The organism is Novacetimonas hansenii JCM 7643, assembly GCF_000964405.1.
Classification (GTDB): Bacteria; Pseudomonadota; Alphaproteobacteria; order Acetobacterales; family Acetobacteraceae; genus Novacetimonas; species Novacetimonas hansenii.
Window position 1 is genome coordinate 22,480 of the sequence record NZ_BANE01000124.1, and the last position, 13,525, is coordinate 36,004.

Below are 13,525 nucleotides of genomic sequence, written 5' to 3' on the forward strand. Positions count from 1 at the left end.
ATTGGCGATTATTTAGTGAGTGTAACATGTTTTCCTGGATAAAACGTATTTTCAGTGCCCCCGAAATTTCGGACACAACCAATAAGGAAACCAGGAAAGAGACTATCGCATCGCCACCTACATACGGACTCTCCTTTAATGCCCAACATGTATTCCCCAATGATGAGGAGAGTTTAGAAAGGTATAGACAATCAAGGATTCACAAGAAAGACGATGCTCGCTGGGTGTGCCCTAGCGAAAAAGTCACGATCCATGGCTTCGAGATTACCGATGGCATGGTCTATGTCGGCAACTTTTTGACGGCAGCACCGGACGGAGACTGGAATATCGATACTCCAGCGCCTTGTCTTATCAGACCATCACTCAAGGTCGCGTCTGGAGCGCCACAAACGAACCTAGATCTGGGGTATTGGCCCTCTTATACTGATATCACGCCCAATCAACGATTGACTTACCTGCATTGGCTGGCGAGCGGGAAATCCGACACGAGCTACCCTATGGGCTATCCCTTCCTTTACTTCTATGGGCTTGAACGTCGCTTGGTGGCCGATAGTCCTCCGATTGACGAAGAGGCGTTATTGGTAGCCGAAGTAGAACGCCTGCGAAACCTCTTCGGAAAAAACGGTTCTTTTGTAAATTATAGCACTGAGCTACTCAATTTCATCGAAATGAAGCATGCTGTGACGGATATACCGAGAGTGGAAGCATGGAAGCCAGAGCTCGCAGCTTTGGGAGATCATATGTCTCCATTGCTTCAGGTTAAATTAGGTCTGCACGCATTGAGAGGTATGCCGCTGGATGTCGACCTCGCCATGGCAGGTATTCTATCTTTACCCCCTCACTTAACCGGCTTATGGCCACGCATTACGACGACACGAGCGCGTCCGGAGTTCATTGAACTCATGCGACATCGTTTTACTCAGAAATTTCCGCACGGCTTTCGACTCAGAGATAAAAAAGAGAGCCGCCTTGATTTGAACTATCGGTCGGCGAGTCAGTATCTCCATAGCTCAATAAAATTTGAAGGTATCGATCGCCTTCCTGATCCAGCGCAATTGACGTGGACAAAAATGATCAAGCTATGTGAAGGGGCGCGTGAGGATCTGTCTGCATTTGCCAAGGTCGTTGGCAAGGAACGTGAACATGCCGACAGTATGGCCGCCGCCTTGATGCTGCCTGCGGAACTTGGGGAAAGAGAAACTGTTCGTTCTTTCCGAGCCTGGCTGGATGACTTGCCTCAACCTCTTGCCGATGTGCCGCTTGAAGAACTGGGCCCGCGGTGCTTTGGTTCTGGCAAGGCAGCCTCGGGTCTTCGGCAAGCTCGTGACATGTCCGCCATGCTGGCACGAGTAGGTTACGGCATGGAACCGGATCCAACCTACGGTGGGACCAAGCCAGGTGAGAATATAATTCTATTCCGCATTAGCAATGCTCAAGGCCAGCTAACACCCGTCGGTGCCGACTTCCGCACAGCAGCCCTGATCATGACTGCCATTGGCCCGGCAGCCAAAGCTCTGACTTTAGGTCAAAAGCTGGTCGATGCTCTCACCACACGGCTGCAACTCACCCCGCACGAAACGAAACGATTGACGGCCCGTCTGCGCCTGCTTCCGGAACGCTTGCCAACACTTGGCCGCCTTAAAACCATCGTAGAGAGTATAGAACCCGAGCAACAAACCACTATTGCCTCGCTGGCTGCTTCAGCCGCCCTAACGATAGGCGAAACCGATCAAAACATGATGGTGGCTTTGGAGCGGCTTTACGAGGCTGTTGGTCACGGCCGACGAGAACTCTATACTGTCCTGCACCAGAGTAATGCCGCTGCGGCATCCTGCGCTTCGGAACCAATTGTGATCGAGGATGGTAAATCGCGGAGACGTGGTCATCGGATCCCAGCACCTCCCTCGAAAGCAAAATCCCAGGAAGGTATCGTCATTGACATGAGCAAGGTTGGCGTCATCCTGCGTGAGACTAAGGAAGTCGAGGAAATCCTGGCACCCATCTATGAGGACGAGGCTGCTGAAATTCCGGTTCCTGCAGCCGCTACGCCCACTTTGGAACGGGAAATGAGGTTCGTCGGACTTGGTCATGACCAGGCCCGTCTACTTGAGGCTCTGGTCACCCAACCGGAATGGCCACGCTCCGGGTTTGAGGCCAAAGCACACGAACTCGGGTTGATGCCGGATGGCGCGCTCGAAGCCATCAACGAGTGGTCCTATGATAAGTTCGATGAAGAACTTATCGAGGACGGCGACCCTTTGATTATCAATATGGCGCTCCTTGCTGACGCGCCGGGAGCAGCATCATGACCACCCTCAGTATCGCAGCTTCAGACGGCACGCGCATCGCCGCGCAGAAAATCAAGCCCAAGGACCGCGATGGTGTCATTCAGGCGCTTCGTGCAGGTGTCGTGCCACGTTCAGGCATCCAGTTAGTTCAGGTCGGTCGCGCAGGCGAAGTCAACCAAGTGGTGCAGGACGTCAAACGCATCGCGGACGGAGGTTCTGCGGTTCGTTTCATCATCGGCGACTATGGAGCGGGCAAGACTTTCTTCCTTAACCTGGCCCGTTCTATTGCCATGCAAAGCAAGCTGGTAGTGGCTCACGCAGATTTATCCCCTGATCGTCGCCTGCATGCCAGCGGGGGCCAGGCCCGCAGTCTTTATGCAGAACTCATGCGTAACATAGCTACCCGCACCAAGCAGGACGGAGGGGCTCTGGCAAGTGTAGTCGAACGTTTCATCATGGAGACACAGGCTTCAGCCAAAGCATCAGGTCGCAAGATCGGAGACGTTATTCAGGAAAGGCTGCTCCCCATTCAGGAACTCGTTTCCGGCTACGACTTTGCGACCGTGATAGAATACTACTGGCGAGCTTTTGAAGAAGGGAGCGAGAGCGGAAAGGCGGCGGCACTGCGCTGGCTCCGTGGCGAATACACGCTCAAAACTGAGGCTCGGGAGGCGCTTGGCGTACGTTCTATCATCGACGATGCCTCGGTTTACGATTACCTGAAGGTCATGAGTCGCTTTGTTACCTTGGCAGGATATTCCGGTTTTCTTGTCATGCTTGATGAATGCGTGAATCTGTTCAAGCTGGTCAGTGCTCAATCACGCAATGCCAACTACGAGCAGATTCTCCGTATCGTGAATGATGTGCTCCAGGGCTCGGCTGAGTCTCTTGGCGTCTATTTCGGTGGGACCCCAGAATTCCTGATGGACAGCCGTCGAGGCCTCTATTCATACGAAGCGTTGCGGTCCCGTCTAGCTGAAAACAGCTTTGCCAGAAATGGTCTGGTCGATCTTTCCGGCCCAGTTATTCGACTACAGAGTCTAACACCTGAAGATTTATATGTTCTCCTTAATAAGTTGCGGCATGTTTTTGCTGCTGGTGACCAAAAACACTATCTGGTGCCAGATGAGACTTTCAAAGCTTTCATGACTCACTGTAACCAGAAGGTGGGTGAGGCTTATTTTAGGACACCCCGAAATATCAGCAAGGCTTTCCTCGACCTACTCGCCATTATGGAACAAAATCCACAAGCTCAATGGCAGGAGTTGGTCGACCACACTGAGATCGAACCTGACTTACCCACAGCAGGCGGAGACATTGTCGATGATGACAATGTAGATGCGCCTGCTGCGACCGGCTCCACTCAGACCTCGTCCGACGATGATCTGACGGACTACAGGCTTTGAGCGACGCGCCGCCTGACCCATTAGAGCAAACTTCCGGTGACGGTGAATCAACGTCTTTCGATTTACTGCACGAGAAAGTCCGGCGTTGGATCTGGCGTCAGGGCTGGACAGAGCTTCGGGATATTCAGGAACGATCCATTCCGGTTCTGCTGGAAGGACAACGGAATCTCATTATCGCGGCCGGGACAGCAAGCGGGAAGACCGAGGCGGCCTTCCTGCCGATTGTTTCGCGATTGGCTACAGATGAACGCAAGCCCGGTGCCGGGTTTGAGGCCATTTATATCAGCCCCTTACGCGCACTCATCAATGACCAGTTCGGTCGCATGGAGACACTTTGCGAAGAAGTAGAGATTCCTGTCTGGAAGTGGCATGGGGATGTGGCCAGCAGCGTCAAGGAACGAGCGCACAAGCGGCCCCAGGGGATACTGCTGACCACGCCAGAAAGTCTGGAGGCCATCCTCGTTCGACGAGGGAATGAAGCAAAGCGTCTGTTTGCTGCGCTAAGTTACATGGTGATCGACGAGATGCATGCTTTTATGGATGCAGAGCGCGGACGCCAGCTTCAATCTCTGCTCAATCGTATCGAGATCGCCGCAGGGCATCCAGTCGTTCGAGTGGGCCTTTCGGCCACCTTGGCCGACATGAGGACCTCAGCTGCTTTTCTGCAGCCACTAAATCCGGATGGCGTGGAGATACTGGAATCCAAAACGGGTAGCCAACCCCTGAAACTTCAGGTTCGCGGCTATATACAGCCACGTCTGAAGCAACGTGACGAGAATTCAGAGAAGGGCGATGCTACTGAGAGCACAGCAGACATAGAGATCGCGAAACACCTCTTCGACACGCTTCGAGGACATCGGAGTCTGATTTTTGCTGGCTCGCGCCGGAATGTTGAACTGTACACCGCAAGACTGCGTGGTCTTTGTGAAACATCGGGCGTGCCGGAGGAATTTTTCGCTCACCACGGCAGCTTATCGCGTGAGCACCGCGAGGAAGCCGAACGAAGGCTGAAAGAAGATGATCGACCAGGTTCTATTGTTGCAACCACAACCCTCGAACTGGGCATCGATATTGGCCACATTGATGCTGTGAGCCAAATTGGACCTGGACACACCGTTGCAGGCATGCGCCAGAGACTGGGGCGTTCTGGCCGACGTGCGGGACAATCCTCGGTAATGCGAGTTTACACTACCGAGATGGTGATTGACGAGCGCATCCATCCCATTGATGCCATGCGGCCTCGCACGGTGCAGACCATCGCCATGCTCAATCTGATGCTGAGGCGCTGGAATGAGCCGCCTCAAATTGGGCGTTTGCATCTTTCTACGCTGATACAGCAGATTCTGGCGCTGATCGCCCAGCACGGTGGTCTGACAGTCAAACAGGGCTGGAACCGCTTGATCGAGAGTGGGGTATTCCCTGAAGTTGATCAGGCTCTCTACATTGATGTGCTGCGACAGATGAAACATCCAGAGGTCCAGCTTATTGAACAGGCACCAGACGGAACGCTTTTGCCAGGAGAAGAAGGCGAACGGGTCATCAATGACCGTGGGTTCTACGCCGTATTCATGACACCTGACGAATTCAAGGTTATAACGGATCGCGGGCGGAACCTTGGCACGTTGCCGGTCGATAACTCGGTGGTGCCAGAACAACTCATCATCTTTGCCGGATATCGGTGGCGGGTTATCGAGATCGACAATCAACGCCGGGAAATTCTGGTCACACGAGCGTATGGTGGCATACCGCCCAAATTTGGTGGCGAAGGCTTGCCTCCGGCCGATGAAGTAGTGGCGGAAATGCGTCGGGTTTACGAGAACATCGCTATTCCTCGCTTTCTTGACAAGACTGCACTTGATTTTCTTACTGAAGCCAGAGAAACATTCGACCACCTTGGGTTGCGGCATGCAGGTTTGCATCGGCATGAGGACGAACTCCTGCTTTTCCCTTGGGTCGGCAATCGGGCGCAACTGGCCTTGGTGCTAGCACTCGCCTCTCATGGCGTAGCGGCCAATTCGGAGGGTATCGCGCTCACGGTTCCGGCTCAAGACGAAAGCAAACTGCTTGCCGCCTTGAAAAGTCTCGCTGAAAGGCCTGCGCCTGACGCGGAAGTGCTAGCTCGACTAGTGCCGGATATGAAGCGGGCGAAGTATGATGCTTATTTAGGAGACGAATTACTGGCGCGTTGTTACGCCAGTGAGCATATCGACGCGGCACGTGTACCGATTATTGCTGCTGACCTGCTCTCTAGGTTACCGACTGGAGTAAAAACAATTTTTGAAACCTAAGTGCTTCTATATAATATGCTTGGCACTGGCGGAGGGTACTAGAGTGACGAGTAATTTTAATGCTTAAGCAGGCGGTTGATTCCCCGTATTGTGAGACAGAGCCACTGAATTGTATGGTGGTCAAAATGTGAACACAGACCGTACGTTCTCTACCGTGCGGGTTAGGTCAACAAAGGAAGGTAGTTTTAGCCAGAAAATTGATATTGTGACCAATTTAATCGGATATAATCAGCCATCCCTCGCGCTGGAGCATATGACGGATAGATCTTCTGGAACTCTGCGACACCCTTATCCACATCCAACCCCACAAATAGATCTGTATACCGCGCCAAATAGAGGAGAGCGATTGAGGGCGAGCGTGATAGACCTTGATTGCAATGGAGTAGAATATTGGTCTTGCCGATGTTGGCGTGAATAGTTTCAAGTGCCACATCGATGATCTCGACAGAGACATAATTGACATCTGTTCCATCGATTAAATTGAGAATGAGGCAGCTATTGCGTCGTGCTATTAAGTATTCTGGGTGATTTTTGGGTGCAGCTTTGCCTGTATAACCGAGTGCCTGACGATGATATGGCTCTTTACAAGCATGAATAAAGAACCAGTTCGGATCGCCTCGAAGGCGCTGCTCGTCAATCTCATTGCCAACAAATAAATTTGGATAGACCTCAAGCATTTCAACACTCTTTTATTTTTCAATTAAAAATATAACGCCGCTTTCTCTGCCATATTTGACATAAAATGCGATCTGTTTCTTCTCGACCAATGACCGTGCGTGCATTTTCATAAATTTCGGCACCATGATGCATTTGGAAGGGAATGTCGGGTTGCGTCTAGGTTAATCCCATGAGGTGTTTGCAACCTCATGGGATAACGGCATGTTTTATAATTAAACAGCGCGCCAATGGGCCGGATTACGCTTATCATTCAGGTGACGAACGCGTGCGACATGAGGCGTATAGCCTTGTGCTTTTGACCACGTAATTGCTGCGACTTGTGTCGCCGCTGTGTGAAGAACACGATCTCCAGATTCTTCCACCACATACTCAGAAATAGCAGTTCCTTCTGGCCGTCCTTTAGGACGAGCCTCTACATAAACAGCTTTACTCATACGAATTATTCTCCTACAGGCACAAATTGTACCTCCCAAGAAATGGGGAGTAATTCTGAGAATATAATACCAAATTCACAAATATGATTTATTTTTATTTTATAGAAATGGCTTGATATAAATAAATATACTAGAATAAGTATTTCAGTATTAATAAGTTACCGGAACTGAACAGACGGACGGTAATCGCCTTATTTCAGACACCGAAGCTGTTATGATGGTTTCCCGAAAGCCGACATTCTAAGCGAACCCAAGTAAACCGCTTTTGGGACGAAGCCGGCTGCCGAGGTGACTATTCAACGACGCCTTTCGGCAAGAACAGACGCTCGAATTGTGTATGGATTCTACCATTCCCTGAATGAGATGGATTGTTGAGTGACCAGCACTACTCAAGTCGAATTCGGCAGAAACTGACCTTCGCTCTGGCGAGCGCCTAGCTATGTATCATAGACAACACCCAATACGAGACGTGCATTGAGCATCACAGGCAGGTCTGGTGCCCCTTCTACTTGTTCGGTCGCGATTACTACGGAAGCTCCAAGCCCGCCGATCGTCTCAAACTGCCGAAGATACGGCAAACTCCCCGAAAGCGGCGCGCCAATACGCTTCAGAATGCTGTCACCGCTTTCCAGCGTGACGGCTACTATCTCATTTCTCATCGCGTCAAGTTGATCTGGGGTCAGGACTGCTCCGCCGAGAATTATCTGACCTGGCATCACTCGTGGAACGGCGCTGTCTTCTCGGACACGATATGCGACCTCAATCCTCCCAAGCGCGGGATGCTCGTCGAGGAAAACCGCCTCTTCCCGTCCGACTGGTGGGGGTGTCTGAACGAATAGAGCTCCGACGACGCGATGCAGGTCGAGTTCATGATTCTCGAATGCTAGCGTCGGTCGGCCGCTACGTGGGTCAGTTGCTTCAGCAGCTAAGGAATATCCTTCGCCATTGCGTGGACGGAGTAGTCTGCGCGCGAAAGCCTGCGTTCCGCGACGACCAATGACTAGCTCGTGATCGGCTGGCGAAGATGGAGTAGACTCTACGATCGCTATGGACCCGGCGGGTATCGTGAAACCCATTGTGTCCCGGCGAATGTAGAACAACGACTTATCGTCGAACCATTGGCTGGAGAGTGTCTCCAAGCTTAGTTCCTGGCTACCACCGCTCGGGACTTGGCTGCTGAAAGCGGCAATGTCCTGAACGATCGGAACACTGAACGCGGGTATGGCAACGGCAGTCAGAGGTACGACATTGTCTGGAGCAGTCTCCTGAAGTGGTTCCCGCCAGCGATAGCGCCGGAACTCTTCATGGACGCGCTCAACTGCCGAGCGTAAACGCTTCAGGTCCATATCGACGCTCTGCACGTCGATGTAGCTCAGCGCATTGGCATTACGGTGGTGCGCCTCATTAAGCACCCTTCGCGGCTCAGCGCCGTCAGCCAATGCAGGATCATCACAGAAACGCGAGAGCACGGGGCTTCGGAAAAGCTCGTTGCTGCGAGCAGTGATCAGCGACCGCAGCCGTCCTAGTAACGGCATTAGGGTTGGTGCGTCCGTTGGCGCCGAAAATGCAGGATAGGCGGGGTCGTCGAACAGATCTCCGAGGCGTGTTTCTAGAAAGATCCGAGCCTGATTAGCATAGTCCTGTGCGTGAAATGCCGAATCAGCGTTTGAGACGAACTCGTTCCTCTTCCGATCTAGGTCCTCTATCGCCAAGGACGTCTCGAGGGTAGCACGTGATGCGTTTACCGGATGGACAGCACGATGCTCCACCCGATTTGCTCCCCGAGCCTCGGCGACAAGGGTGCGACCGAAGCTCCGATCATAAGTAGTAGCCAGAATCTGAGCGCCACCCTCAGCAAGCTGATCCAAGGCACGCGCTAGCCGGGCCCGATTATCGTAGTCGAGAAGATCTTGAGGATCGTCCAAGATCATAAGTGACAGGCCGCCGTTCGTTTCAAGAACATGCTCGCGGAATGCGAAATAAAAACCCAAAAGTGATGCTCTCAGAGCTGAGGCGTTCGATACATGCTGGGCAGGCGCGTTGACACCATCGCGGCCAACTTGAATCGCGATAGCACCCTGAGGGGTCAGACCAGTTCGATGCGGCTTGGGGGATAGTGTCGTCGCATTCTGGTAAATAGCGTTTCGCCAATACTCTGCCCGGTTATGAAGGCGGGCTTGCAGGCCTTCGACCTGTGCGGTGGCAAGATCACCGATAGGTATTATCTCATCAAGTGCCGCTACCGCCGTGGTACAATCTTCAATTGCCTTAAGCGTGCGCTTGTGTGCGCCCTGAGCTGTGCCCATTCGTTTTGAAAGATTGATCGCCGCGTTGATAGGGGCGACGCCTTTGACGATTGCATCGAGGCGAATCAACTGCGCTCGCAGACCGCTCGCTTGGCGATCGTTACTATCAGCTTTGCCGCGGACTTCATCGAGCACGACAACAAGTTCGTCGCGGTGAGCTTTCATCCAGTCGACAAACGCTAATCCTCGGATGAGGCGGTTCAAGCTCTTGTTCAGTATAGCCACATGGGCGCCAACTCGACTTGGCAGAACCCGCTGCTCCGGTTCTGTAAACGCAGGCAGCCTCGCCATTGCCTGGTTAGTTAGCTTTTCCACATTGGAGCGAAGTGAGAAAAGGACACCTGCGAAGCCTTCCGTTCTGAAAAGGTCATCCAGCAAGGCGGTTCGGAAGATTGCACTGGGAGACTCCGGTAGATCCTTTTGCAAGCAACGCCTAAGCGCTTCGGGCAGATCGCGAGCTAACTTTCCGGTCCAACCCTCGGCCCATTGTGCGATAGTCTTTGCCAGGATTTCGCTATCTCCAGCAACCTGACGAAGATGATCAGCAACCAAGCCACCAGCCTCAGCGTCAACCACTCCAGCGAGAGACTGGTGGCAAACGGGGCAGCGATCATGATGAGCCTCCCCATGCTCATGCATCCAGTCGGTGACTCGCGCGTAGAGTTGGGTCCGGCGTTCGAGGATCGGGTTCGCAGATAGCTCATCGAGCATCGTCGCTTCGTCGAACAGGCGATCAACGAGGGAATCCACTGCTTGGCGGGCATCTATCTCCAGCTTGAGAGCACCTAATTTTTCCATCGATGGCAACTGAGAGAGCCTGCGAACCTGCTCTAATGCAGGAGCGATGCATTGCTCCAAGTTTTGACGTTGTGAGGCGTCCGAAGCGTCAAACATATCGCCTAGCACGTCCCGAGCATGCCCGAGGCCGCTAGCCTTTAAGTCTTCGAAATGCTGGCTCAGGGTGGCGAACGCTGCTGGGTGGTCAGTAATCGCAGGAAGATCGGCTACAGGTGCCATTCCTGGGAATTCGGAAATGCGCTGTTCAAGGTCAGTGCGATGCTGACGATATTCCGTCTCGATTTGTTCGAGCCCAGTTTTGCGCTCCTTGGTAATGTCGCCAGCTATCTTTGCTCTGGCACGCTTGGCGTGCTTCGCCAAAGCCACCAAGTCGGAAAGGCCTGTGAGACTCGCCACGGCCAAACCTAATTCCGATGGGTTGCCCACCTGCAGGTATGGCAGAAGACCGGGCATGGTGGTGCCAAGATTAAAGGCAATCGGATCAAGGCCTAGATCAGCCGGATTAGGCCCGACTTCTTCCAACTTGCCATTTGTTTTTCGCGACTGTGTCCTGCGGATCGGTGGAAGGTGCGTCCCGTCCTCCAATTCGAATGTCAGTTCAACCCAGGTGTCGGCAGGCACAGTTTTGGCTGCCGCCGCGGGGAGCCAATGCTGAGAACTTGGCAGAGGCGTCACCGCGCTGATCTTGTGCTGCGATGTTTCTTGCATCGCCCCTCGATCGATCTCGCAATGGAATTCGGCTTCACCGCTCTCAGGTATTCTCTGGGGTCGGAGCAGCTTTCCGGTGAGGCACCAGATCACCGAATTCATAAGGCTCGTCTTGCCCGAACCGTTCCAACCTTCGAAGACCGTGATGGGACTGGTCGGTTCGAACACAAAATCCTTACTCGGCTCTCCTATTCCCCCGTATGCGTGAAGCCCGGCAAATCTGTGTGCGACGATCTTGGTAAGCCGGAGGACTCTACGCTCTCGATTACCGGAGACAACTGGAGACGGTACGTGATCTGGAGTGGCGCTGATACTGGCTATGATCGCTTCGCAATCGGGCACCATGACATTGCCCGCCCACTTGGCGCGCGCCCGGCAATACCATGACAGCACACCTCTAGCGGCAACGGTATGGAGCACCAGCCTATAACCTGTATCTGTCGCTATGGGGCGTCCGGAGACTAGTTCTGCAAGGAGTATGTCAGTCGTAAGCAAGTGAAGTGCCCGTGTGGGCGTCACGTCCGACGAAACATGGACTAAATCCAACAAATGCACTCCCTACGTCGCAAAATTGGTCCGGATATCTATTTTTCGTATAATCTGCTTACTAAATAAAGATCGTTAATGAAGAAAGCTACTGGCGATGTTTGTACTATGCCTCCAGATAAAGCTGTGTAGTAGATAAACCTTATCGTTTTCTGGTCTTGTGACGCAATTGACTATCAGGATTTATGTAACAGGCCGCTTTCTATATTTTCTCACCGTCAGCCGAATTTCTGCCCTGAATTGCCTGTCTGCTCAGTGATACAGGAGCAGACAGGCAGTAGTCGCCCTCAAGGCAGACATCGAAGTGGTGATGGTGGTTGCCCGAGAGACGACATTGTTAGGCTAACCGTGATAGACCGCGTTTGGGACAAAACTGCCGATTGCCATTGCTGCTGAGAAAGACCGGCGGCGCTGAAACTGTCCATTCTTGAAGTGGCGAAAAAGGGGGCTTATCTTGCCGCATTAAGGAGGCACCATTGTGACGGCCCCGCCCGATGAGGAGCATAATGACTAAATATTACATTGTGGCCGCCAAGCCTGGCGGCAAGACTGCGCTCAAGAACGAATTCAAGACGTACAGATGGGCTCTGAAGGACGAGAAGTGGCAGTGGCTCCAGGCGTGGCGGTCGACCGACAATATCGCTGACCTGATTCGGAAAGGAAATGATGTCGTCACGGGTAAGTTCATTGGTGACAAGATGGACGAAGGCGATGCCGTCGAGGTCGAGATTCGGATCAAGCACAATGGCGTAAAGTACAAGCTGAGCGATATGCCGGATAAGTAAAAGAAAGGCCTTCCCCTGACGGCCAGCCGCACCCCTTCTGCGGGGCTGGCAGCCCAGCAACGCGCTGGGTGAGAGGCAGGAACGCCGGTCCCGGGAAGAGAAAAGTCGGTCCATCGCTGAAACCTTCCCCGCGCGCCCTTCGACGCCAGCGTCATCGCGTTGACCCTGCCCCGAACGTGCCCTCAGTTTTACGTTAGGGTCTGTAGGTAGTGATCTGCTTCCAAACGTTGAGGCGCCGGATGGTGCTCAGTGAGTATCTAGGTTGCAAGGTTGTGTGGGATTATTGACCGCGGGTGGGTATCACGACCGCGTTGATTGATTGGGAGATATAGTTGGCTGCCGCCTCACGTTCATTCGACGAACTTGTCTTAATGTTTCCAAACCTCGGCCCTTGCGGCGCCAAGCCGGAGGCGGTGGCCGACATGAGCAGGACAACCGCATGCTACCAATTCCTTGACGACGCTTACAGCGACAACGCGATGATCGAGACGCTCAAGTGCTGGAGCGTCAACAACACCGCGATGATGGAGATGGCCGAGGGCAGACTGACCACGACCGACGCCGCGATTCGCCAGGAGGCTATTGAGAAGCGGCTCGACCGAATAAAGGCCTACGGAACGATCAGAGCCGATGTGGTCACCCACGTGGAGAGTTCGGTGGATGCACAGCTGTTGGCTTTGGACGAGATGGCATCAGCTGGACAATGCTTCGACGAGATTTCCAAGATTCACCGCGGGGCGGCCATGGCTACGAGTCTGTTCGATGCCAACTTCAAGGTTGGTGCAACAGTGCGCTGGCAGCATTTGACGGCATGCACGCTAAATCCTGAAGCCGCCGCAATCCATTTCGCATGGAAGCAACGCAACAACCTTTTGGCCACGATGGCGGCCAAGGATGTGACCAGCTTTTTACTCAACATTCATCTCGACGCTCCGGCGCCTCTCGTCTGGACGGGAGCGGTTCCTGGCAAAGACGAGGACACAACCTATAGGTGGCAGGCCGAGGTCGTCACGCCGCCTGGATTCAAGTTCGAGGTCACGTCAGTCAAGACGTTGAGCGCCGCCGGTGTGCCCGACCGACTGGTAATGGTCGAGGCCAAGTATCCGGCCAGCGGAAGCCCCATGCCCTCACCTTGATCCCTTCGACGAGCTCGCCGGGCACGATCCCCGAGCCCAGCAGCAGGTCGAGGAGGAATATGTCGCGCGGCGCCTCCTCGAGGGTCGCTCCGCAGGGTCTCGGGGCCCATGCCGTGCTTCACGACATCGGCGCGGCTGACGTGGTATATGTC

8 protein-coding genes are annotated in these 13,525 nt (G+C 53.5%); 5 read left to right on the forward strand and 3 right to left on the reverse strand.

The window, feature by feature from the left end; genetic code table 11:
• Nucleotides 1-26 precede the first annotated feature (26 nt).
• The 3 genes from B7G66_RS09565 to B7G66_RS09575 are packed head-to-tail and all read left to right on the forward strand — an operon-like array spanning nt 27 to nt 5,982.
• Complete coding sequence (locus tag B7G66_RS09565) at nt 27-2,309, forward strand: TerB N-terminal domain-containing protein (protein ID WP_003618664.1); 2,283 nt, start codon at nt 27-29, stop codon at nt 2,307-2,309.
• Nucleotides 2,306-3,694 (forward strand): ATP-binding protein, encoded by a 1,389-nt coding sequence (locus tag B7G66_RS09570; RefSeq protein ID WP_003618662.1) that lies wholly within the window; start codon nt 2,306-2,308, stop codon nt 3,692-3,694. The genes B7G66_RS09565 and B7G66_RS09570 overlap by 4 nt, the downstream gene beginning before the upstream one ends.
• Entirely contained in the window at nt 3,691-5,982 is a 2,292-nt protein-coding gene (locus tag B7G66_RS09575) for a DEAD/DEAH box helicase (RefSeq protein ID WP_003618660.1), read from the forward strand. The genes B7G66_RS09570 and B7G66_RS09575 overlap by 4 nt, the downstream gene beginning before the upstream one ends.
• A 185-nt stretch (nt 5,983-6,167) precedes the next feature.
• Here the strand turns inward: B7G66_RS09575 and B7G66_RS09580 are convergent, their stop codons facing one another.
• The 3 genes from B7G66_RS09580 to B7G66_RS09590 form a co-directional block, all read right to left on the reverse strand.
• Nucleotides 6,168-6,659, reverse strand: a complete 492-nt coding sequence (locus tag B7G66_RS09580; RefSeq protein ID WP_003618658.1) for a protein-tyrosine phosphatase family protein — start codon at nt 6,657-6,659, stop codon at nt 6,168-6,170.
• A 213-nt stretch (nt 6,660-6,872) separates the two neighbouring features.
• On the reverse strand, nt 6,873-7,094 hold the full coding sequence (locus B7G66_RS09585; protein WP_080545410.1) for a hypothetical protein: 222 nt from the start codon (nt 7,092-7,094) through the stop codon (nt 6,873-6,875).
• A 437-nt stretch (nt 7,095-7,531) separates the two neighbouring features.
• Nucleotides 7,532-11,074: an ATP-binding protein gene (locus B7G66_RS09590; RefSeq protein ID WP_003618654.1), complete on the reverse strand. Its 3,543-nt coding sequence runs from the start codon at nt 11,072-11,074 to the stop codon at nt 7,532-7,534.
• 884 nt (nt 11,075-11,958) lie between these two features.
• Here B7G66_RS09590 and B7G66_RS09595 point away from each other — a divergent pair.
• Together B7G66_RS09595 and B7G66_RS09600 are read left to right on the forward strand one after the other, a co-directional pair.
• Entirely contained in the window at nt 11,959-12,237 is a 279-nt protein-coding gene (locus tag B7G66_RS09595; protein WP_003618653.1) for a hypothetical protein, read from the forward strand.
• A gap of 332 nt (nt 12,238-12,569) precedes the next feature.
• Nucleotides 12,570-13,373, forward strand: coding sequence for a hypothetical protein (locus tag B7G66_RS09600; RefSeq protein WP_148424790.1), 804 nt, complete (start codon nt 12,570-12,572; stop codon nt 13,371-13,373).
• Nucleotides 13,374-13,525: the final 152 nt, after the last annotated feature.